Raw genomic sequence first — 22,804 nt, 5'->3', positions numbered from 1 at the left:
TATTTTAATGTTAAGAGAACTTTAATGTTTAATTACGTAAACCCTTTGCCTCAGTGATGTCCATGTTCAAAGCGCCGACCACAAGCCTTGCTTTTATTTTGAGAGGGATTTTGTTCTCATCATCAGAGACCCATACAGTGACAGGATGTTCTCCCTTGAATAGTTTATTTGAAGGCATTATGGGGGTAAACATGAAAGTGTCGAAATCTCCTACGCTGGTTGAAAGCTTCTCTTTCCCCCCGTATATTAATTTTATATTATATATTTCTTTATCGAAAAAACCAGTGATAGCTATGGTGTCTCCTTTTTTGTATTTGGATAAGTCCATGGTGCGCAATAGGTAAAAGCCACTGACTATGTCTTGAACATTTGAAGGGACTTTGAAGTCCTTTGTTTCTACTACTTTTTTATTCTCTTTATCATATAGTCGCACCATTGCATTGCCTTTTTTATGGTCAAAGATGATACGCTCATTTTTTCTAAATTTCCCTTCTTCTATATGTTGATAAAATTGGTGGGGGATGATTTTAGCAGTATCAAGATAGCTTCCCCAGACATTATTAACTTTGAATAGTTTGAAAATGCCAAGGGTCTGACCAGTGACATCGATTTTGTATACAGGATTACTATTGATTGTACTTACGTGGGGGTTGACTTTCATCTTTGCTTCTGCAGCATCGAGAAAACCATAAGACACCTTGAATGTAAGCTCTTCACCATGCTTGAAAGCGCTGTTTTTTGACTGAGCAAATCCAGAAAGACTTGCTAAGCAAAACACAAGTGCGACAATTACTGACAATTTGAGCTGGTTTTTCATTTATTTATAATTTTCAAACAAATCTTTTCAAATCTTATTCCAATCTTTACAGACACATAGTTGATACGCAAAGAAATGAATCGTGTTGTAGATACGAAATTATCCGACTAGGTTGATCTATCGGGTTGTCGTTCCAATAATCAATGATTAAATTCACAAATTCAAATTAGGAAATAGTTAATTTTAGAAATATGAGCGCAAATACAGAAAAACTTAAAGCATTACAGTTGACCATAGATAAGTTGGAAAAAACCTATGGTAAGGGAACAGTAATGAAGCTTAGTGACAATAAAGTTCAAGATGTACCAACGATTTCAACTGGGTCATTGGGCTTGGATATGGCTTTGGGTGTTGGCGGAATTCCTAGAGGTAGGGTGATAGAGATATATGGGCCAGAATCTTCAGGTAAAACAACACTGACCATGCACTGTATTGCAGAGGCACAGAAAGCTGGAGGATTAGCAGCATTTATTGATGCGGAACATGCATTTGATAAGACATATGCTGAGAAATTGGGGATAGATACGGAGAATCTTTTGATTTCACAGCCAGACAATGGTGAACAAGCATTGGAAATTGCTGAACATCTCATAAGGTCTGGAGCTATAGATATTATCGTGATTGACTCTGTGGCAGCTCTAGTGCCAAAGGGTGAACTGGAAGGTGATATGGGAGATAGCAAGATGGGTCTTCAGGCTAGGTTGATGTCTCAAGCACTTAGAAAACTCACAGGTGCTATCAACAAAACAGGATGTGCATGTATATTCATTAATCAGCTTAGGGATAAGATTGGGGTGATGTTTGGTAGTCCAGAGACCACAACAGGGGGTAATGCTTTGAAGTTTTATGCTTCAGTGAGGTTGGATATCAGGAGAATAGGCCAGATCAAAGAGTCGGCGGATAATGTGTTGGGTAATAGGACAAAGGTGAAAGTCGTGAAAAATAAGGTGGCACCTCCTTTCAAAGTTGTAGAGTTTGATATTATGTATGGTCAGGGAATCTCCAAAGTAGGGGAAATCATTGATCTAGGTGTTGAATTTGATATTGTGAAAAAGGCAGGTTCATGGTTTTCTTATGAAGGAAATAAATTGGGACAAGGAAGAGATGCTGTAAAGTCTCTCTTACTTGATAATCCTGAGCTTATGGAAGAATTGGAAAAGAAGATCAAAGAAAAAGCTGGAGTGGGTTCAGCTTCACTGCCTCAGGAGTTGGGAGAAGATTGATCTGAAGCTTTGTATATGGAAGCTATTTAATACATATATAAAATCTAAACCTATTGAATTGGGATCAATGCATGAATGAATCAGTTTGATTTTGTGCAAATTCAGCTTTGCTTCATTTCAGAAGACGATAAAATAGCAAGTTTGATCTTATATGATAACAAAAAAAGCACCTGTTGAAAGGTGCTTTTTTTGTTAATTCTTTAAATGCCTTAATTAAAAGCTAGGCAGATCTTATGGCTTCTACAGGATCAAGTCTTGCCGCTAAGGTCGCAGGCACTATACCTGATACAATTCCTATAAGTGATGATACGCCCAGGCCCAATATAATATTGGATAAGGAAAGAATCAGCTCAAGCGAACCAAGGTCAATAAAGGTAATCAGGAATACCATGATGATTCCTGTAACACCTCCGATTAGGCTAAGGAACATCGCTTCAAATAAAAACTGGAAGAGAATAAAGTAGTTTTTTGCCCCGAGTGATTTTTGTATACCGATGATGTTCGTCCTTTCTTTTACGGAGACAAACATAATATTTGCAATTCCAAAGCCTCCAACCAATATAGAAAAGCCTCCAATAATCCAACCTGCACCGCTAATCACATCGAAAATCGATCCGATTGTATTCATGATGTATTCAGATTTATTGATAGAAAAATCATCCTCTTGAGTAGGTTTGAGTCCTCTTTTGGCTCGCATGAGCCCCCTTACTTCGTTTTCTAAAGAAATCAAGCCAGTATCATCCTCTTGACCTTTGAGTGCTATGCTTGGTCCCATGCCATACCTGCCTACATTGTAAAGCTTTGTAAAACTCCCGTATGGAATCATGCATGCTTCGTCTTTGGAAGGTGTGTCAAAGAGTGCTTCTCCTTCTTCCTCGAATAAGCCAATCACCACGTATTTTTGCCCCCTAATCTTTACCTCTTTTCCAAGAGGATCACTATTTGGGAAAAGTGATCTTGCTATTTTGACACCTAATATAATGACGTTTCTGGCTGAAGTGATTTCAAGCTCTGTAAAATACCTACCCACGTCGATAGGCACATCGTAGACATCTTTATAAGAGAAAGCTACGCCTTTAAGTGATGTTCCGCTATAGCTATTGTTTCCAGCTTGTATTGTAACATTGGCATCTGCAAAAATAGTGACGGCATCAGCATTTTTGACACTTGAGCTTAAGAAGGTATATTCTGAATACGAATTGTTTGGTCTGCGAAAATACTTCCACCAAGGATACTCTGGTCCGCTTGACACATAGTCAAACTTATCAATACTCATTACATTGTTTCCTAGAAAGCTTAGACTGTTTTTGATGTTATTTTCTAATGAATCTACTAAGGTAAATACAGCAATAATGGCAAAAATACCCACAGTAACACCGAGTAGAGATAGAATGGTCCTGGTGAGGTTGGACTTCAGGGCTTGAATAGCAAATCTTATGCTTTCCCAGATAAGTTTGATTACGATCACGGTAAATGCTTGTGTTTTTGAAAACTAATTCCCAATATAGGATAGTTTTCGGAATTTTTCTTGTTAACTTTGCAGTTTTTACAAAGTACCGTAAAATTTAACAAAAGCACACTACATCATTCTATATGAAGTTATCAGATTTTAAATTCGAAATTCCGAAAAAACTAATTTCCTTATATCCAGTAGAAAACAGAGACGAGTCTCGTTTGATGGTGGTTCATAAAAAAACAGGGGAGATTGAGCACAAGATGTTCAAAGAAATCACTGATTACTTTGAAGATGGAGATGTGTTTGTAATGAACAATACGAAAGTGTTTCCTGCTCGTCTTTATGGGAATAAAGAAAAAACTGGGGCTAAGATTGAGGTTTTTCTTCTAAGAGAACTCAATCAAGAACTTAGACTTTGGGATGTTTTGGTAGATCCAGCAAGAAAAATCCGTGTCGGAAATAAGCTTTATTTTGGTGACAGTGATTTGGTAGCTGAAGTAATTGATAACACAACTTCTAGAGGTAGAACGATCAGGTTCCTTTTTGACGGAACGGATGAAGAGTTTTATAAGACTATAGATTCTTTGGGTGAAACTCCTTTGTTGAAGGAATTCATTGATAGAAAAGTTGAGCCAGAAGATAGAGAGCGGTATCAGACCATTTTTGCCGAACATGTAGGAGCCGTAGCTGCGCCTACAGCTGGATTGCATTTTACACCACATTTGCTCAAAAGACTTGAACTCAAAGGTGTGGATGTGTCGCCTATCACTCTTCATGTTGGGTTAGGAACTTTCCGTCAAGTTGATGTGGAAGATCTTACTAAGCATAAGATGGATTCAGAGAATTATGATATTCCTGAAAAGACTGTGGAGTTAGTAAATGATGCTTTGGATAATAAGAGAAGGGTTGTAGCTGTAGGTACTACAGTACTCAAAACTGTAGAGTCTTCAGTAACAGCGAACAATAGGCTTAAGGTAAGTAACGGCTGGACTGATAAGTTTATCATTCCTCCATATGACTTCAAAATCGCCAATGCTTTGATTACTAATTTTCACCTCCCAGAGTCAACTTTGCTTATGACGGCTTCAGCTTTTGGTGGGTACGATTTGATAATGAAAGCTTATCAGGAAGCAATCAAAGAAAAATACAGGTTCTTCTCCTATGGAGATGCGATGTTAATCATTTAATAATAGAAAGGCTCAAATTGAGCCTTTTTTTATTTTCGACAATTTGTCAACTTTGCGCATCCAAAAAATCAAAGGAATAATGTTGAAACATGCTATAATAGTAGCTGGAGGTAGTGGGACAAGGATGGGAGCACCCATGCCCAAGCAATACCTTCTACTTAATGATCAGCCGGTATTGATGCATACATTGAGAAAGTTTGCACATGCTGAACCAGAGGTGAAGTTGATTCTTGTGATTCCTGAGAATGATTTTGATCTATGGAGTGAACTCTGTGAAAAGCATAATTTTCAAATTCCTCATCATTTGGTTGCTGGCGGTAAGAGTAGGTTTCAGTCTGTGAGAAATGGACTAAAAGCCATAGAAGGTGAAGAGGGGCTAGTCGCTATACATGATGGTGTTCGGCCATTTGTCAATGCTTCGGTGATCAATGAATCTTATACAGTTGCAGCTTCTCAAGGAAGCGCTGTTGCTGTGATTGCATTGAAGGATTCGGTTCGGAAGCTACTCGATGATGGGAAGTCCGTTTATCAAGAGAGACAATATTTCAGGTTGGTACAGACTCCACAGACATTTCAATTAGCAAAGATCAAAAAGGCCTTTGAGATTACGGAGCTACATACTTTTACTGATGATGCTACTGTGTATGAGCATCAAGGGTGGCAAGTAACCCTGATCGCTGGCAATCCCGAAAATATAAAACTTACCACGCCAGAGGACTTGGATTATGCCGCGTTTTTATTGAGCCGTTAGTTTTTTACCGAAGAGTCAGGGCTATTTACCGAGTTTTTCGCTTTCTCTGCCTATTCTGTAGGTTTGAAAAGTGATGTGATGTCTAATTTTGGGATATTCTAAAACATCAAATATTCAAAGACATGGCAAATCAGAATTTCAAAAATCAGAGTAATAATTATACTTTGGGGATTATCCTCATCGTAATAGGTGGCATTATCTTAGTGAAAAAACTAGGCTTTATTTTGCCAGTTTGGTTGTTTTCATGGCCGGTAATCTTCCTTTGTGTTGGTTTAGTGATTTTGATCAACTCACAATTCAAAAGCGGAGCTGGATATTTCTTCTTGATTTTCGGTTCATTCTTTTTGCTCAAAAAATATGTTGACCTCCCTTATGGTTTTGAGGGATATGTGATAGCCCTTGGTTTGATAGGGGCTGGATTGTATTTCTTGGCCAATCAGAAAAGAAATATCCCAAATACTTTTGATTCAAAAGGGCAAGTGTTTGGTTCACCTTTTACTGGCGGTGGATTTGGGAATCAAGGATCATCGACCGTTGATGCGGAGGCAGAGGAAGTTAAGTTTGATGGGGCGGCGTTTGAACCTGAGATTATTACTTCTCAAGCATTTCTTTCAGGAGATCAAAAGCGAATTTTATCGAAGAATTTTAGAGGGGGGAAAATATCCGCCATACTTGGGGGTTCGGAGATAGATCTCTCACAAGCGGATTTGACTGAGCCCGCTATGCTTAATGTGGAAGTGGCTCTAGGTGGTATCAAATTGCTAGTTCCTCCACACTGGAATGTTCAAGTGAATGTTTCTAATGTGCTAGCTGGTATTGAGGATAAGCGAATGTTTTCGAATGTAAGCCCAGATCCGAAAAAAGTATTGAAAATTTACGGTTCTGTAGTGCTTGGTGGTTTGGAGATTAAATCATTCTAAGCCAAATTGTAACTGTGATTACAAATACCCTAAAGCATAGCGCTGCTCATAGATATAAAGCCACTTTGATTATCCTTATTTGGATTTTTGGAGTGGCCTACCTTATGCACTTGTTTGTACCAGGTTATTTGATGGCGCTTTTGGTCTCTGCCATACATACTGGTTATCTATTTGTTGGACTTTTTTTGTTGGAAAATATTTTCAAATATTATTCTCCACAAGGCAGGCATTACTTAGTATTCTTGCTATTTCCTTTACTTGTTTCGATTTTGGTAAATGTTGCTGCTGGGTTTACACTTGAGTACTCTTTAAATTCTAGTGATCCATATCATGCTTTTGTATTCCAAATTGATTTGATCAGGTGGTTTGTTTTGTTTCTAGTTTCATTAAGCTATGCGCTGATCTTGCTTTTACAATCTAAGCTCGAGTCTCAGCTGCAAGTCAAGGAACGTGAAGAGCAAGTTAAACAACTGGCTAAAGAAGCTGAATTGTACCAACTAAGACAGCAATTGCAGCCACATTTTCTGTTCAATAGCCTGAACTCCATAAGTTCACTGCTGAGAAAGAGGCCAGAGGAAGCCAGAGCAATGATTGTACAGCTTTCTGAGTTCTTGAGGAAAACAATTAGAAAGGATGAGCGGAAGTGGGTTTCTGTTGAAGAGGAGCTAGAATACCTTCAGTTATTTGTGGGGATAGAGCAGGTTAGGTTTGGATATAGGCTAAGTACCTCTTTTGATATACAGGAAGAGGCTAAGTCTTGTAAGGTGCCTCAATTGTTGATACAACCAATTTTGGAAAACGCCATCAAACATGGATTGTATGGAGTGTTAGGTGAAGTAGGTATTGATGTTTTTTTTGCTTTAGAAGATGTTTATTTGAAAGTGAAGGTGATAAATCCTTATGACCCTGCTGCTGGTCAAGCTCCAGGAGAAGGCTTTGGTCAGCGTGCTATCAAGAGGAGGTTGTATTTGCTTTTTGGCAGGCACGATTTGTTACGTGTAGTAGAAGAGTCAGACAGATATATAGTAGAAATCAGTATACCACAGAATTATGATCAAAGTAGTAATAATTGATGATGAGCCTTTAGCGGCTGAAATCGTGGAGGATTTTTTGGAGTCTTATCCAGAAATTAAAGTGCTTCAAATCTGCCATGATGGGTTTGACGGATTGAAGGCTATTAAAAATCATGAGCCAGACTTGATATTTTTGGATGTGCAGATGCCCAAAATCTCTGGTTTTGAAATGCTAGAACTGCTCGAAGTACAGCCTGCTGTGATTTTTACCACGGCTTTCGATGAGTATGCAATGAGGGCTTTTGATGCTCATGCAGTTGATTACTTGTTGAAACCCTTTTCCAAAGTTCGTTTTGAGCAAGCTTTGGAAAAATTTATGAAGATGAGAGATAGTAACACTCCCCTTGGTAGGGTATCGGAAGATTTGGCGACACCTGTAGAGCGAATAGTTTTAAAAGATCGTGGTGAAATCAAGATTGTCCCTTACAGCAATGTAAGGTATTTTGAGGCAAATGATGACTATGTAAATATTTATACTGCTGATGGTAAATTTTTGAAAAATAAGACGATGAAATTTTTTGAGAAGCATTTGCCACCTACTCAATTTGTGAGAGTACATCGGTCTTACATTGTCAATGTCACAGAAATTACAAAAATAGAGCCTTATGAAAAGGATGGGTATGTCCTATTGCTGAAGTCGGGAGCGAAAGTTCCTGTAAGCAAAACGGGATATCCCAAGTTGAAAATGGTTTTAGGGCTTTAGGTTGATATCAAGTGTAGATTGGTTTATGCAAAAGTGCATTGGTTTTTTTCGTAAACAGTTGTGAATGTAGATAAGCATAAAATAAAAAAAGAGCTATCTAGCTCTTTTTTTATTTTAATATTCGTCCTCGTTGAAGAAGAAATCATCCTTGGTCGGATAATCCGGCCAAATCTCTTCGATATTCTCGTAAGGCTCACCGTCATCCTCCAGCTCTTGGAGGTTTTCTACAACTTCCAATGGAGCACCAGAACGGATAGCGAAATCTATCAATTCATCTTTGGTGGCAGGCCATGGAGCATCTTCTAGGTAAGATGCGAGTTCTAATGTCCAATACATAGTGTCAATGTTTTAAAGTTTACCGCCTTAACGGGTTGCAAAAATAGAAATTGTTTTAAATTTTCAATCTTAAACTGATTATTTGTTGGAAAGTTCCTTTAAGATGAAATTTTTTACGTCTATTTTTCTACGGAAAGCACTAATTTTTCTTCTCATCATGATCTCAAAATCAGGCTCCTGACTTCTGAAATTGTCAGCATTTTCCTTGATTGTTTTTAACTCACTCTCATCTCTTTGAAGTAAGTCTTTGAGTATTATGGATTTGATTTTCGCTTGCTCTTGTTCTGACTTGTCTCTGAAGTCGGCATCCTTTGATACGGCAAGCCTGTTGAGAAAGGATTTTTCAAATACGATCTCTGAATAAAATATAAAATTCCTTGTAATGAAATTTGCGTCTCTTGGCCTTGTTTGGCTAAGGGGTTTCCATTCTGCTTGTAATTTTTTAGCCTGAGAGACTACCATTGGTGTGCTGTCAAGGTATGCTAGCTTTTTCATGGTGTCTGTGATTTGCTCCATTTTCGCTAGCACTTCTCTTGGGTTAAGCCTCGGACCAGATTGCATCTCTCTTTTGAATCGACTGAATATTCTGTTGTTGAGTTTAGAAAACTCATCCCAAAGTGGTTGTCTTTTCTCCGCAGGAACTTTTCCAGAAGCTTTCCATTCCTTTTGAATTCTTTTACTGACCTCAAAAGCTTTTTTTGCGTCTGGATTATTGAAAGCTTCTTGCGCCTGTCTTACCAAGTCCTCATAAATTTTGATGTTTTCCTCGGCTTGAGCGGCTAGTTCTTCGAAGAACTCTTTTCTTTTCTCAAAAAACGAATCAACTGCTTCATTGAAACGGTTTTCAATATCTTCTTCAAACTCCTTTTCTACTGGACCTGTTTTGATCCACCTAAGCTTAAGCTCTTTGAACTGCTCTGAAACTTCCTTCCAGTCTGTCTGGTTGCTCAAAGCTTCTGCTTCTACAATTAGCCCTTGCTTGATTTCAAGGTTTCTCTCTCTGTTTTTTTTGATGATATCCTCTAGAAAGACTTCTTGCTTGTCCAGCTCTTCGATCAGAGGGACGAAATCTCCCAAAGCATCATACTGGTACAGAGAATCCCTGAGGTGTATCAGTTTCATTAGGAATGAACCTTTGTTTTGGTTCTCTTCAATATTTGTTTTGAGATTCTCTACTTTCATTTTGACAGTAGCAAATCTATCTTCAAAGTATTTCAAGGTCGATGCTTCGTCTTCTTTGACTTCGCCGATGATTCTATCTGGCTGATTAAGAAAACCTTTTAAATACACTTTTCCTTCTTTGATGTATCCGTGTGGATGCTCCATTTGATTTAATAGGTTGTGGTGGTCTATAGCTTTACTAAATGCAAATTAATTAATTCGAAATGATTTATCCTAAGAAAGGGCTTTTTTTGCATCTTTGTTCCATAAGATGTAAAATTTTAATAAAAATTAAAACTTATGAGTGGAGAAAAGATCATATTTTCTATGGCTGGGGTATCCAAAATCTACCCTCCTCAAAAGCGAGTACTCAAAGATATATACCTTTCGTTTTTTTATGGTGCCAAAATTGGAGTATTAGGTCTCAATGGCTCAGGGAAAAGTTCCTTGCTAAAGATCATAGCGGGTATTGATAAAGAATTTCAAGGAGAAGTTGTCTGGTCACCAGGCTATTCTGTGGGGATGCTTGAGCAAGAGCCTCAGCTTGATCCAAACAAGACGGTGAAGGATATTGTAGAGGAAGCTGTATCGGAGACTGTCAACCTGCTGAAAGAATTCGAAGCGATCAATGAGCAATTTATGGATCCTGCAATCATGGAAGATCCAGATGCTATGGATAAGCTGATTACCAAACAGGGAGAGGTTCAAGAAAAGTTAGATGCTGCCAATGCTTGGGAACTAGAGACAATGCTTGAAAAAGCCATGGATGCCTTGAGACTTCCTCCTAGCGATGCGGTTATTGGGAATTTGTCTGGTGGTGAGAAACGAAGGGTTTCGCTATGCCGATTGCTACTTCAAGAACCGGATGTATTGCTTCTTGATGAGCCTACCAACCACCTAGATGCCGAGTCAGTTCACTGGCTTGAGCAACATTTGCAGCACTACAAAGGTACAGTGATCGCTGTGACCCATGATAGGTATTTCTTAGATAATGTAGCTGGGTGGATTCTTGAGTTGGATAGAGGTGAGGGTATTCCTTGGAAAGGTAACTATTCATCATGGCTTGATCAGAAACAGAGTAGACTGAAGCAAGAAGAGAAGACGGAGTCAAAGAGGCAGAAAACACTCGAGCGTGAGTTGGAATGGATCAAAATGACTCCTAAAGCTCGTCAGGCTAAAGGTAAGGCGCGTTTGAGTGCATATGATAAACTGATCAGTGAAGAAGGAAAAGAGAAGGAAGCTAAGCTGGAACTTTACATTCCACCAGGACCAAGACTAGGAGCCAAGGTGATCGAGGTCAATGGTGTTTCTAAAGCCTTTGGTGATAAGTTACTTTTTGAAGATTTATCTTTCAACCTTCCTCAAGGTGGTATTGTAGGAATCATTGGTCCAAATGGTGCTGGGAAGTCTACCCTTTTCAAGTTGATTACTGGTCGAGAGAAGGCAGATGCAGGTAATTTTGAAGTTGGGGAAACCGTCAAGCTGGCTTATGTAGATCAAGAGCATGATAGCTTAGATCCTAACAAATCAGTGTTTGAGTCTATCTCTGGTGGAAATGAGATTATTAAGTTGGGTAATAAAGAAATGAATTCCCGGGCTTATGTTGGGAAATTCAATTTTACAGGTTCTGATCAAGAGAAAAAAGTAGGGGTGCTATCTGGAGGGGAACGCAATAGGGTTCACTTAGCAATGACCTTGAAAGAGGGCGGAAACTTACTTTTACTCGATGAGCCTACCAATGATTTGGATGTGAATACGTTGAGAGCTTTGGAAGAAGCGTTGGAGAACTTCGGTGGCTGTGCGGTGATCATCTCCCACGACAGGTGGTTCTTGGATAGGATTTGCACCCATATTTTGGCATTTGAAGGAGACTCTCAAGTGTATTGGTTTGAAGGAAACTTCTCCGATTATGAAGAGAACAAGAAGAAACGCCTAGGCGACTTGACACCAAGAAGAATCAAGTACAAGCCATTGAGGTAAGTTAATGGTTAATTCTCGGAATTGAGAGGATATTTAAAGAGGCATCCGAGCTGATTTTTGTTAGTTCGAATGCCTCTTTTTATTTTTTGAATCATAAGTATGATTGGGTTTATGATAAAACCCAAAGCTGTCTTTTAAGTAGATATGGCTATTTTTTTATTCAATGAGTTGGAAGGTACTCGTTTGTTATGAGGAATTCTTTTGTCCACCATAATCGTCAATAAGCCACCTAATGCACACAGTGCCATGATACTCACCATAGGCAGGGCTGTGCCGTTGTGGATGAAACTGACTGTAGCGGAGACTACTCCTCCCATGGCCATTCTCATACTTCCTAATAGGGCAGAAGCACTACCTGCACTCTTTGCAAAAGGTGCCAAAGAAAGAGCTGCTGCATTTGGTTGATTAAGTCCGTGTGCCGTAAGGAAAATGAACATAGTGAAGACTAATCCATATACATTGAATAGATTCAGCCATAGTCCAGCCACTAGCACCAAGCCGGTAATGGTCTGATACCAAAGTGAAAATTGTATGATTTGTTTGCTGGTGAATTTTCTAAGTAAGTAATGATTGAGTTGTGTGGAACCTATCATTGCAAATGCCAAAACACCAAATATCAAACCATAAGTCTGCTCCGATACCTGATAGATATTCATAAATACATTGGCTGAACCTGCGATGTAGGCAAATGGTGCTGCTCCAGCAATTCCTCCCGCAAGCATGTAGGTTAGAAACTGGCGATTATCTAACACTGACCTGTAGTTTGATATAACCTTCATTGGTCTAAGTGAAAGGTTGCTTTCTGGTGCTGCTCCATTGGGTAATAGGAATATTGCAGCAACCAAAATTACAGCCGTTATAGCGGCCAGTACAATAAAAATGGCATGCCAATGAAAATGTGCGCTCATGTACCCCCCTACTGTAGGTGCAATCATAGGCGATACGGCAATCACCAAAGTAAGCAGTGCCAGAACCTGAGCGGTTTTATTGATAGGGAAGATATCTCTTACCAAAGCTTGAGCTGCAACCATACCAACACAACCACCGACGGCTTGCAAGAAGCGCATCAAGATCAAGCTATCCACAGATGAGGCATATGCACAAAATATCGAAGATACGATATAGATCAGCATACCTATGATCAGTGGTTTCTTTCTTCCATATTTGTCCAAAAGCGGGCCATAGAACAGCTGACCAATGGCAATTCCAACAAGGTAACTTGTCAGAGATAGTTGGATTTGGGAAATATCAACTCCAAGGTCTTTCGCCATAGCGGGAAACCCTGGGAGGTACATGTCAATCGAAAATGGACTGATGGTACATAATGCACCGAGTATGAGTATGATTACAAAATTCTCTCTATTTTTCATTTTATTCCTTCGAGATTCTGAAAATTGATAAAGCTTTTTCAGTAAGGAAATTTTGGGTATCAAAAATCAACAGGGATTTCAAACTTTGAGTTCTTTTTTGCAAAGATAAGTTGGAATAATTCTTGGTCAAAAAATTAAGTGATTAAGAAAATGTTTAGCGACCTTCCCAAAGGTCTGGATTTCTACTCATGTGAAAAACTGCCGCTATAATGATTTTACCGCTATCTTCGTCAAAAACGTAAGGTATCGTAAGTGTACTGATTTCAAATTTATAAAACTTGCAAAAGAATTTGAAATGCTATTATTTCCAGATACATTTAGTTGTTTCCATAGATTGTTTTCTAGGTTTGTGGTTAGGAAGAATCTCATTTCATTTTTTATGAAGGTTTGAATATCTTTCTTTGAAATTAATTAGTCTTCACATAGTTTTTTGTTTCTTTGCTGACGATTTTCTAAAATTTAAATTATGAGAACTTTGTTGCTTAGGCCAGGCGCCGAAGAGTTGAATTATGAGATCAGGGGAATTGTCAAAAAGGCAAGACAAGTTGAGGCTTTGGGACAAAGGATCACTTGGGAGAATATCGGTGACCCAATTCAAAAAAACAACAAAGTGCCCGTGTGGATGAAGGACATAGTCGCTGACCTGGTGAAGCAAGATCATTCTTACGGTTACGCAGACTCCAAGGGTGTTTTGGAAACCAGGGAGTTTTTGGCCAATTTGAATAATGAGAAGAATGGAGTTCAGATTACGGCCAGCGATATTTTATTTTTTAATGGTTTAGGTGATGCTATAGCTAAACTTTATCAGTTTTTGATTCCTACAGCTCGGATTATTGGACCTTCCCCAGCTTATAGTACACATAGTTCTGCTGAGGCTGCACATGCTAACACTTCTCCGATCACTTATAAGCTTGATCCAGACAACCAGTGGCTTCCAGATATGGAGGATTTATATAACAAGGTGAAGTATAACCCTAGCATAGTGGGTATATTGATTATTAATCCTGATAACCCTACAGGCATGGTCTACCCCAAGGAAGTGCTTGAAGGCTTTGTGAAAATAGCTAGGGAATTCAAGTTGCTTTTGATTGCGGATGAGATCTACCAAAATATCACCTATAATGGGATAAATGCAGTGGCGCTTTCCGAGGTAGTTGGAGATTTGCCAGCGATTTCGCTAAAAGGCATTTCTAAGGAATTTCCATGGCCAGGCTCTAGGTGTGGTTGGATGGAGTTTTACAATAGAGATGCTTCCAAAGAATTTGGAAAGTTGGTTCAGACTTTGGAGAATGCCAAGATGATAGAGGTGTGTTCGACCATTTTACCTCAACTTTCGATTCCAAAGATCATGTCGCATCCAGCTTACAAAACTTACAGGCTTGAGGAAAATAGTAAAATTGGGAAAAGAAGCCAACTCTTAAGCGATTTGCTTGAAGGAATTCCAGGTATCAAATTTAATCCTACGCAAGGGGCATTTTACAATACCATTGTTTTTGACGAGACTTATCTTCATCCAGATCAGTTGTTGCCAGTCGATAATCCAAATGTGAAAACCCTGTTAGATTCATGGCTGTTGGAAAAAGATATGCCGCTTGATAAGCGATTTGTGTACTGTTTGTTGGCATCTACAGGGATTTGTGTGGTGCCGATTTCTTCTTTTTGCTCAGAACTTAGAGGTTTTAGAGTGACACTGCTAGAGGATGATGAAGCTACTTTTCGGAGTACTTTTACAAAGTTGGCAGATGCCATAAAGGAGTATTTGAATGTTTAGCCTATAAATGAGCTCCTTGATGTTTTAAAGTTGTCAATTCCCAGTTCTCCACATAGACCTGTAAAATGATCTGCAGAGTTCTTCTTGAGATTCTTTGCTAGCAAGTCCTTCGTGTTCTCGTACGTTGAGTGGAGTGCTGGGTGAAGAGAACTTTTCTTCGAGATCTTCCACAGGTTTGTCCAAAAGATCATTGAGGATTGGTTGGCCAGCATCTATCCATGCACTATACCAAAAATCCGCTATCATTTTGATAGAACGCTTCATCTGTCGTTTAAGATTTTTTCAGAATGAAGGATAGAGTCAAGTGTCAAATGTGCATAGATTATTGCGTCCTAGGCAGCAAGTTGGGTATTTGGGATGATTTTAGCTTGTCCAACCAATAGGTCGTAATCATCCGATAATAGTTCTGGAATTCTACTTTCCCAAAATGCGTGAATTCCATATACATTTGTCAATTGGCCGTTATAGTTTTTGGTGGTATGTAACGGCACATTGATGTCGCCAATATAATGGACAAGATCAACCGCAAGTCTTAGAATGGCTTTTTTATCCTTTCTCTTAAATGCTTCCGTAAGTTGGCTTTTGGTGTTGTATGCATTCCAGGTACCTATTCCGTATTTGCCTAGCTCTTCTTCTCCGAATTTTTCTACCGCTTACTGCCAATACCTCGGAGGGGTGTAGAAAGCACTATGGCCATAGATGTCTGCGTCCAAATAATGTTTTTCAGCTTCGCCAAATACGGCGTAGCGCCTTCTGTCTGGGTTGACAGCGTTTTCAGTAATAAATTGGATATTTGACTTAAAAAAGCCTATCATTTCAGGTGGGAGTGAAAAAAAGCATGCCTGTTAATTTTTTTGTGAGCAAAAAATCCCAAGCCGCCATGACCATGTTACCTATCAGAAGAAGAACAATATCAATTAAAAGTATCTCATGATTAAAAAGAGTTTGTATTGATGAAATTTAAAAATATGTATTGAAAAATCAATCCTTTAAAATTTGCTAGCATTAAAAAAATCAGAGCAATATCACTGATTCCCTTGCTAGTATTTATAGCAAATCGATTTGGATACTGAAATTATATGTTACCTTTGCAGCACTAAGGCGGAAAAAGAAAAAAAAACTCATGCTGATTTCTCAACTTTACTAGGTTTAGTTAAGAAATCCTTTTGTGTTTAAAAATTAATCTATTAACTTTGCACTCCGTTTAGGAATAACGGGATTGTAAAAGAAATTAAGCAAATAAAGATATGGCAAATCACAAATCGGCACTTAAAAGAATTCGTGCAAACGAAGCCAAACGTTTGAGAAACAGGTATCAGGCCAAGACTACAAGGACTTTTATCAAAAGATTGAGACTTACTACTGATAAAGTTGAAGCTCAAGAATTGTTGAAGAAAGTTACTTCTATGATCGATAAATTGGCTAAGAAGAATATCCTTCACAAGAACAACGCTTCAAACAAGAAATCAAAATTGACCAAATTGGTTAATTCTTTGGGTTAATTGTAACCTGAAAAATATAATTAAGTCCTGATCTGTGAGGTTAGGACTTTTTTTGTGTCCAATATTTTTTTAACTTGTTAGAGATTATTTTTAACCTCAATGAATTTTTATGGATACATACCAGTCTATTAAGATCTCTATGCTCGCAGAAGAGGATAGACCTCGAGAAAAGTTACTGCTCAAAGGTAAGTCTGCCTTGTCAGATGCTGAGTTGATCGCTATATTGATCGGTTCTGGAACTAAGTCAGTAAGTGCAGTTGATTTATCACGCTTTATTCTCAGCAAGGTCAACAATAGTCTAGCTGAACTTGCTAGGCTTTCTGTCAAGGATTTGCAGCAGTTCAAGGGTATCGGTGAAGCGAAGGCAGTTACTATAGTGAGTGCGCTGGAGCTAGGAAGACGAAGAAAGCTGCAAGAGCCAGCAAAAAAAGATCGCATTACGTCTTCTACTGAGGCCTATCATATCATGATCCCCTATTTGCAAGATGAGATAGTGGAGAATTTTTGGGTAATTTATCTCAATAGAAACAACTATGTGATCAAAAAGCAGTTGATATCCAAAGGAGGATTAAATGCTACAATCGCTGACCCAAAGATAATCTTTAAGTATGCTTTGGAGCTGATGGCGAGTTCCATGATCTTGGTACATAACCATCCTTCGGGTAGTCTGAACCCTTCACGACAAGATATAGCATTGACGGATAGGCTAAAGCTTATAGGTCAAAATTTGGATGTTAGTGTATTGGATCATTTGATTTTCACAGATAGTGGTTACTTTAGCTTTGCAGATGAAGGAAAGATTTAAAAGATGAACAAAAGAAATATCGTTTTATTAATGGTTGCTATTGGTGTAATAGCTTCAGTAGCATATATGCTAACAAGTGCAGATGACCAAGAGGTGTATTTTGAAAGTGTAGAGAGGGAAAGGGATAAGCAGTTTAAGTTTCTGAGGTATAGCCCAGAGTCTCCTCTTGATGATGAGCAAAAAAAGGATTTGAATACTTTGACTTATTACCCTACAGATGCTAATTACAGAGTAAGGGCCAAGCTGGAGCCGGTGGAGGATAGGAAGATGATTGAAATCCCAATGACTGATGGTACTGTAGAGAAATATATCAAACATAGCTACGCAGTATTTGATTTGCAAGGGAAAACAGTCAAGTTGCTTTTGTTGCAGGCAAAAGATGAGTCAGATATGAGAAATTTTTTTCTTGCCTTTGCCGATGAGACTAGTGGAGCAGAAACCTATGGTGGAGGCCGTTATTTGAACCTGAGGCAGGATGGGAAAAATAGTGTTTTGATAGACTTTAACCTGGCATACAACCCTTACTGTGCATATAACCCAGAGTTTGCATGTCCATTGCCTCCCAAAGAAAATCTATTGGATGTGGCGATTACGGCTGGGGAGAAAGATTACGAGAAATAGAAAATGCTTTTGATAGGCTCGTAGAATTTTTATCACATTTTTTAATTGAGCTAAAATGGCCAAAAAAATAGGCTGATTTAGCCTTATGCCTAATGCATTTCTCTTAAATTTGTCCTTTATTCTGAAATAATAGCAAATTCATGAAGATTTCTATAAATAGACTCAAGCATTTTATTGAACTGGATCAGACTGCTGAAGAAATCGCAGCGCTATTGACTGGGTCAGGCTTGGAAGTAGAAGGTATCGAGACCTTCGAGTCGATAAAAGGTGGATTGGAAGGTGTGGTAATTGGTGAAGTATTGACATGCGAAAGACATCCCAATGCAGATAAGTTAAGCATCACTACCGTAGATATTGGCACAGAGGTAGTTCCTATCGTATGCGGAGCACCAAATGTAGCAGCCGGTCAAAAAGTAATTGTGGCTACTGAGGGGGCGATGTTATACCCTTTATCAGGTGAGCCTTTTCAAATTAAAAAAGCAAAAATCAGGGGAGAGGTTTCTCAAGGAATGATTTGTGCGGAAGATGAAATTGGCATTGGAGAAAGTCACGCAGGGATCATGGTTTTGGACACTGATTTAGCTAATGGTGCACCGGCAGCATCTTACTTCAATATTGAATCTACCGAAGTGTTGGAAATTGGCCTTACACCCAATAGGGCCGATGCAGCTTCACACTTGGGAGTGGCACGAGACTTAAAGGCGCTCTTGGGAAAAGATATTCAATTGCCTTTGATCGAACATTTTGATGCACCAAAGGGGAAAGATGGCATCGCAGTCGAGGTAGAAAATACAAATGACTGTCCAAGGTATGCAGGGATCACCATAGAGGGTGTTCAAGTAGCTCCTTCACCTGAGTGGCTGCAAAATTACCTCAAGGCTTTAGATTTGGAGCCAATTAACAATGTGGTCGACATTACAAACTTTATCCTACATGATCTCGGACAGCCACTGCACGCTTTTGATGCAGCAAAGATCGAAGGGAACAAGATTATAGTTAAGAAGCTTCCAAAAGGAACAAAGTTTACTACCCTTGATGAAAAAGAAAGGACACTTTCTGGTGAAGAGTTGATGATTTGTGATCAGAATGGAGGGTTGTGTATAGCTGGTGTGTTTGGTGGAAAAGGTTCTGGGGTGTCAGAAGAGACCACTTCAATATTCTTGGAATCGGCATATTTTTCACCTGATGTGATCAGAAAAGGGAGTCAGTTTCATGGCTTGAAGACTGATGCTTCTTTTAGATTTGAAAGAGGCACAGATCCAAATATGCCCATCTATGCGCTAAAGCGTGCGGCAAATTTGATAAAAGAAATTGCTGGTGGAGAATTCGCATCGGAAGTAATCGATATCTATCCAAACCCTGTCGAGGATTTTCAAATCGAAGTGAGCTACAAGCATATAGACAGGCTGATAGGTAAGCATATAGCTCCAGAAGAAGTTAAAACAATTTTAGAAGGCTTGGATATTCAGTTGAGCAATGAGTCAGCGGATGGATTTACTGCTACGGTAAAGCCTTACAGAGTGGATGTAACGAGAGAAGCTGATGTGATAGAAGAGATCTTGAGGATCTATGGTTTTGACCGGGTAGCATTGTCTGAAAACCTTGATGCAGATTATCTTGCTGAGCATCCGTCCAAAGACCTGAACAAACTTCAATATAGATTGAGTGAGCTGCTTACTGGACTTGGCTATTTTGAGATCATTACCAATTCATTGACTAAGCCAATATATGTTGAGAAGTCCTCATATTTGCAAGAAGCTGATAATGTGATGATTTTAAACAAATTAAGTGAAGATTTGGGTGTGATGCGTCAAAGCCTGTTGTTCACAGGACTTGAGGTTTTGGCTCATAATATCAATCGTAGGCAAAAAGATTTGAAGCTTTTTGAATTTGGATCTGTCTACTTCAAGGAAGCTCAAGGATATAGGGAAGAGAAAAGGTTGTCTTTGTTTTTGACAGGCGACAAGGTGGCAGAGAGTTGGCTAGCGCCTTCAAAATCCGTACAATTTCCAGACCTTTATGCCGTTGTAGAATTGATTTTGGAAAAAATGGGGATAGACAATGTGAATGTGTCTATTGTGCATGAATCTCCATATGACTATGCTTTGCAGTTGATGATCGGAACCAAGGTGCTGGGTAGTGTAGGGATGCTTAGTACTTCATCTGCTAAGCTTGCGGAGGTTAAGCAAGAAGTGTTATTTGCAGAGCTAAATTGGGGTTTGATTTGTAAGAAATCAAAGGGCTTGAAGAAGTATCAAGAAATCTCTAAGTTTCCTGAAGTTAGGAGAGACTTGTCTTTGGTGATTGACAAAGCGATTACTTTCGATCAGGTGAAAACTGTGGCATTGAAAGCCGGTGGGAAATTGTTGCAACGCATTGGGGTTTTTGATGTGTATCAAGGAGATAAAATCGAATCTGGCAAAAAGGCCTATGCGCTTAGCTTTTACCTTCAAGACACAGCACAGACGCTAACAGATAAAGTAATCGATAAAACAATGAATCGACTGATTCAGACATTTGAGAATGAAGTCGGAGCAATGATTAGGAAATAAATATGATTCACGAAGAACTCCAAAGGCTAGAGAAGCTCAGCAACCAAGTAAGCAAAAAAGTTGAACAGTTGGAAGAGCAAAACCTAATGCTAAAGCATGAGGTAGATTTCTTGAGATCTAGTGTCAAAGAGAAAGATGCAGCCTTGGAGGATTTTAAAAATCAAATTAAAATCACTAAACTTGTAAACAGCATACCAGTGGAGAACATTGAGTCTGCCGAGTTGAGAGAGAGGATCAATAATTATATACAAGAGATCGATAATATAATTGCCTATTTGTCTGAATGATATGGATACACTTTCGATAAAAATTAAAATAGGAGATAGGGAATATCCCATGAAAGTAAAAGTGGAGGATGAGGCGAAAATCAGACATGCAGGAAAATTGATTAATGATAAAATAAAAAGATATAGAGAAGAATTTGGTTTGGATGACAAGCAAGATTTGCTCGCAATGGCGGCATTTGATTGTATGGTAGAATCCATGGAACAAGACAAGGTCAATTCCGACGATAGTGAATTGATCAAAGAAAATTTGCATAAAATCAATCAAAGACTGACTAATCTATTATAATTAGATACTTGAACCAATCGGTACTTTTTGTTTTCCTATGAGGTATTAAAGCATAATAAACCTATGGGAGAATCAATATACATGATCGTCGCAGGCCTAGTAGGTCTTGGTATCGGCGCTTTGTTAGTTGGCCTATTTATGAAAGGCAACAACAAAAAAATTGAAGAAGAAGCTAGAGAAAAAGCTAAAATCATCACTCGTGAAGCTGAAGTGAATGCTGAGGCCTTGAAAAAGGATAGGATTCTTGAAGCTAAAGAAAAATACCTGAAGCTCAAGTCGGAGTTTGAAGAAGAGGTGAATAAGAAGAAAAACATCATCATCACCAATGAAAACAAACTCAAGCAAAAAGAACAGTCTCTCAATAAGGAACTAGAGCAAATCAAGAGGAAAGAAGCGGAGCTTGAAAGCAAAAAGGAAAACTTGAATGCACAACTTCACTCCGTGCAAGTAAAGAAAGATGAGCTTGATAAAGTAACTAGTCAGCGAATTTCAGACTTAGAGAAAATTGCTAACCTGACCAAGGAAGAAGCCAAAGAACAACTAGTCGAAATGCTCAAAGATGAAGCAAGTACAAAAGCTTCTTCTCATATCAAGGACATCCTCGATCAGGCTAAATTATCAGCAACCAAGCAAGCTAAAAAAATTGTTCTTGATACTATTCAAAGAACGGCTACTGAGCATGCAATCGAAAACTGCGTATCTATCTTCAACATTGAGAGTGATGATATCAAAGGTAAGATCATCGGTAGAGAAGGTAGGAATATCCGTGCATTGGAAGCGGCTACGGGTGTAGAGATCGTGGTAGATGATACACCAGAGGCGATCATTATATCAGGGTTTGACCCTGTAAGAAGGGAAGTCGCGAGGCTATCACTTCATAGATTGGTACAGGATGGTAGAATCCACCCTGCCAGAATCGAGGAAGTTGTAGCCAAGACGGAGAAAAATATAGAAGAAGAAATCGTTGAGATCGGCGAGAGAACTTGTATTGACCTAGGAATCCATGGCTTACACCCTGAGTTGATCAGAATGGTAGGAAGAATGAGGTTCAGATCTTCTTATGGCCAAAACCTACTTCAACACTCAAGAGAAGTAGCCAAACTTTGTGCTACTATGGCGGCTGAGATGGGCTTGAATGCCAAGCTTGCCAAGAGGGCAGGATTACTACATGATATCGGGAAGGTCTATCCAGAGGAGGCAGAATTGCCTCACGCTATCTTGGGTATGGAGCTTGCCAAAAAGTACAAAGAGCATCCTGAAGTATGTAATGCCATCGGAGCTCACCATGATGAGATTGAGATGACTTCGATGATATCACCGATTGTTCAAGCTTCTGATGCTATTTCTGGTTCAAGGCCTGGAGCAAGAAGGGAGATCATGGACAGCTATATCAAGAGATTGAAAGATCTTGAAGACTTGGCTTTGAGTTTTGATGGTGTCAACAAATGTTTTGCAATGCAGGCAGGTCGTGAGTTGAGGGTGTTGGTAGATGCCGACAATGTCAATGATCAAACAGCCAGTCAGCTTTCATTTGATATTTCTCAAAAGATCGAAAAGGAAATGCAATACCCTGGTCAGATCAAGATCACTGTGATCAGAGAAATGAGATCAGTGAGTTACGCAAAGTAATTGATAGCAATAGGCAGGATTCAGTTGTCGTTGAAAGAATAAAAAGGTTTGTGTTATCACAGGCCTTTTTTTATGCTCAACTATTCGGGTTTTGTGTCTCTACCAAACATTAATTTACCTTCACTTTGTTCTTTATTTCTTATTTCCCATGGTTTGTGTCCTCACAAGCTATGAGGAATGAGTAATTCATTTAGTATATTGTTTGCTTTTTATTACAAATGTAAAAGGTGTGTTATAGTCTGGTGAGGAAGCTAGTCAATGGGTAGTTTATAGTGACACATAAACAGTACGATAAGATTGACGCTAGAACAATTTAATTATGAACATTAGACCAATAAAAACAGAAGAGGATTATCAAGCTTCTTTAAGTAGGA

23 protein-coding genes are annotated in these 22,804 nt (G+C 38.9%); 15 read left to right on the top strand and 8 right to left on the bottom strand.

Features of this window, described 5'->3' with window-relative positions; translation table 11 throughout:
• Window positions 1-28: 28 nt before the first annotated feature.
• Window positions 29-817: a DUF3108 domain-containing protein gene (locus MM239_RS07060; protein ID WP_241347500.1), complete on the bottom strand. Its 789-nt coding sequence runs from the start codon at window positions 815-817 to the stop codon at window positions 29-31.
• A gap of 191 nt (window positions 818-1,008) precedes the next feature.
• On the opposite strand from MM239_RS07060, the gene recA reads away from it, so the two are divergent.
• A complete protein-coding gene (gene recA / locus MM239_RS07055; protein WP_241347499.1) occupies window positions 1,009-2,040 on the top strand; it encodes a recombinase RecA in 1,032 nt (343 codons plus the stop codon).
• 220 nt (window positions 2,041-2,260) lie between these two features.
• Here recA and MM239_RS07050 read toward each other — a convergent pair whose 3' ends face one another.
• Complete coding sequence (locus tag MM239_RS07050) at window positions 2,261-3,508, bottom strand: ABC transporter permease (protein ID WP_241347498.1); 1,248 nt, start codon at window positions 3,506-3,508, stop codon at window positions 2,261-2,263.
• 125 nt (window positions 3,509-3,633) lie between these two features.
• Between MM239_RS07050 and queA the strand changes: the two genes are divergently transcribed.
• The 5 genes from queA (at window position 3,634) to MM239_RS07025 (ending at window position 8,130) form a co-directional block, all read left to right on the top strand.
• Complete coding sequence (gene queA / locus MM239_RS07045) at window positions 3,634-4,683, top strand: tRNA preQ1(34) S-adenosylmethionine ribosyltransferase-isomerase QueA (RefSeq protein ID WP_241347497.1); 1,050 nt, start codon at window positions 3,634-3,636, stop codon at window positions 4,681-4,683.
• Window positions 4,684-4,762: 79 nt separating this feature from the next.
• On the top strand, window positions 4,763-5,434 hold the full coding sequence (locus tag MM239_RS07040) for a 2-C-methyl-D-erythritol 4-phosphate cytidylyltransferase (RefSeq protein WP_241347496.1): 672 nt from the start codon (window positions 4,763-4,765) through the stop codon (window positions 5,432-5,434).
• 122 nt (window positions 5,435-5,556) lie between these two features.
• Window positions 5,557-6,354 carry a LiaF transmembrane domain-containing protein gene (locus MM239_RS07035; RefSeq protein ID WP_241347495.1) on the top strand — a complete coding sequence of 266 codons (798 nt, stop codon included), beginning with the start codon at window positions 5,557-5,559 and terminating at the stop codon, window positions 6,352-6,354.
• A 14-nt stretch (window positions 6,355-6,368) separates the two neighbouring features.
• Window positions 6,369-7,427: a sensor histidine kinase gene (locus tag MM239_RS07030; RefSeq protein WP_241347494.1), complete on the top strand. Its 1,059-nt coding sequence runs from the start codon at window positions 6,369-6,371 to the stop codon at window positions 7,425-7,427.
• Window positions 7,405-8,130: a LytR/AlgR family response regulator transcription factor gene (locus MM239_RS07025; protein ID WP_241347493.1), complete on the top strand. Its 726-nt coding sequence runs from the start codon at window positions 7,405-7,407 to the stop codon at window positions 8,128-8,130. The genes MM239_RS07030 and MM239_RS07025 overlap by 23 nt, the downstream gene beginning before the upstream one ends.
• Before the next feature lie 114 nt (window positions 8,131-8,244).
• On the opposite strand, the gene MM239_RS07020 is transcribed toward MM239_RS07025, so the two are convergent.
• Together MM239_RS07020 and MM239_RS07015 are read right to left on the bottom strand one after the other, a co-directional pair.
• Window positions 8,245-8,466 carry a DUF2795 domain-containing protein gene (locus MM239_RS07020; protein ID WP_010855875.1) on the bottom strand — a complete coding sequence of 74 codons (222 nt, stop codon included), beginning with the start codon at window positions 8,464-8,466 and terminating at the stop codon, window positions 8,245-8,247.
• A gap of 78 nt (window positions 8,467-8,544) precedes the next feature.
• Window positions 8,545-9,792, bottom strand: coding sequence for a DUF349 domain-containing protein (locus MM239_RS07015; protein WP_241347492.1), 1,248 nt, complete (start codon window positions 9,790-9,792; stop codon window positions 8,545-8,547).
• Between the two features lie 135 nt (window positions 9,793-9,927).
• Here MM239_RS07015 and ettA point away from each other — a divergent pair, with 135 nt between their 5' ends.
• Window positions 9,928-11,607 carry an energy-dependent translational throttle protein EttA gene (gene ettA, locus MM239_RS07010; RefSeq protein WP_241347491.1) on the top strand — a complete coding sequence of 560 codons (1,680 nt, stop codon included), beginning with the start codon at window positions 9,928-9,930 and terminating at the stop codon, window positions 11,605-11,607.
• Between the two features lie 134 nt (window positions 11,608-11,741).
• Here ettA and MM239_RS07005 read toward each other — a convergent pair whose 3' ends face one another.
• Window positions 11,742-12,977 carry a Bcr/CflA family multidrug efflux MFS transporter gene (locus tag MM239_RS07005; RefSeq protein WP_241347490.1) on the bottom strand — a complete coding sequence of 412 codons (1,236 nt, stop codon included), beginning with the start codon at window positions 12,975-12,977 and terminating at the stop codon, window positions 11,742-11,744.
• A gap of 466 nt (window positions 12,978-13,443) precedes the next feature.
• Here MM239_RS07005 and MM239_RS07000 point away from each other — a divergent pair, with 466 nt between their 5' ends.
• On the top strand, window positions 13,444-14,748 hold the full coding sequence (locus tag MM239_RS07000) for a pyridoxal phosphate-dependent aminotransferase (protein WP_241347489.1): 1,305 nt from the start codon (window positions 13,444-13,446) through the stop codon (window positions 14,746-14,748).
• Between the two features lie 33 nt (window positions 14,749-14,781).
• Here MM239_RS07000 and MM239_RS21175 read toward each other — a convergent pair whose 3' ends face one another.
• The 3 genes from MM239_RS21175 to MM239_RS21165 form a co-directional block, all read right to left on the bottom strand.
• The gene (locus MM239_RS21175) at window positions 14,782-15,012 is read right to left on the bottom strand and encodes a hypothetical protein (RefSeq protein WP_394801492.1); all 231 of its coding nucleotides are present in this window, start codon (window positions 15,010-15,012) and stop codon (window positions 14,782-14,784) included.
• Between the two features lie 68 nt (window positions 15,013-15,080).
• Entirely contained in the window at window positions 15,081-15,203 is a 123-nt protein-coding gene (locus MM239_RS21170; RefSeq protein ID WP_394801491.1) for a hypothetical protein, read from the bottom strand.
• 198 nt (window positions 15,204-15,401) lie between these two features.
• The gene (locus tag MM239_RS21165) at window positions 15,402-15,563 is read right to left on the bottom strand and encodes a hypothetical protein (protein ID WP_394801490.1); all 162 of its coding nucleotides are present in this window, start codon (window positions 15,561-15,563) and stop codon (window positions 15,402-15,404) included.
• A gap of 432 nt (window positions 15,564-15,995) precedes the next feature.
• On the opposite strand from MM239_RS21165, the gene rpsT reads away from it, so the two are divergent.
• The 7 genes from rpsT (at window position 15,996) to rny (ending at window position 22,430) form a co-directional block, all read left to right on the top strand.
• The gene (rpsT, locus tag MM239_RS06990; RefSeq protein WP_241347488.1) at window positions 15,996-16,250 is read left to right on the top strand and encodes a 30S ribosomal protein S20; all 255 of its coding nucleotides are present in this window, start codon (window positions 15,996-15,998) and stop codon (window positions 16,248-16,250) included.
• Window positions 16,251-16,359: 109 nt separating this feature from the next.
• Window positions 16,360-17,055 carry a RadC family protein gene (radC, locus tag MM239_RS06985; RefSeq protein WP_241347487.1) on the top strand — a complete coding sequence of 232 codons (696 nt, stop codon included), beginning with the start codon at window positions 16,360-16,362 and terminating at the stop codon, window positions 17,053-17,055.
• A gap of 3 nt (window positions 17,056-17,058) precedes the next feature.
• Entirely contained in the window at window positions 17,059-17,676 is a 618-nt protein-coding gene (locus tag MM239_RS06980) for a DUF1684 domain-containing protein (RefSeq protein ID WP_241347486.1), read from the top strand.
• A gap of 140 nt (window positions 17,677-17,816) precedes the next feature.
• Window positions 17,817-20,228, top strand: coding sequence for a phenylalanine--tRNA ligase subunit beta (pheT, locus tag MM239_RS06975; protein ID WP_241347485.1), 2,412 nt, complete (start codon window positions 17,817-17,819; stop codon window positions 20,226-20,228).
• A 2-nt stretch (window positions 20,229-20,230) separates the two neighbouring features.
• On the top strand, window positions 20,231-20,515 hold the full coding sequence (locus MM239_RS06970; protein ID WP_241297150.1) for a hypothetical protein: 285 nt from the start codon (window positions 20,231-20,233) through the stop codon (window positions 20,513-20,515).
• A gap of 1 nt (window position 20,516) precedes the next feature.
• Entirely contained in the window at window positions 20,517-20,801 is a 285-nt protein-coding gene (locus MM239_RS06965; protein ID WP_241297149.1) for a cell division protein ZapA, read from the top strand.
• A gap of 63 nt (window positions 20,802-20,864) precedes the next feature.
• Entirely contained in the window at window positions 20,865-22,430 is a 1,566-nt protein-coding gene (gene rny, locus MM239_RS06960; protein ID WP_241347484.1) for a ribonuclease Y, read from the top strand.
• Window positions 22,431-22,804 lie beyond the last annotated feature (374 nt).

It is taken from the genome of Belliella filtrata, from assembly GCF_022549775.1.
Classification (GTDB): domain Bacteria; phylum Bacteroidota; class Bacteroidia; order Cytophagales; family Cyclobacteriaceae; genus Belliella; species Belliella filtrata.
This window is presented reverse-complemented; position numbering and strand designations above follow the sequence as displayed.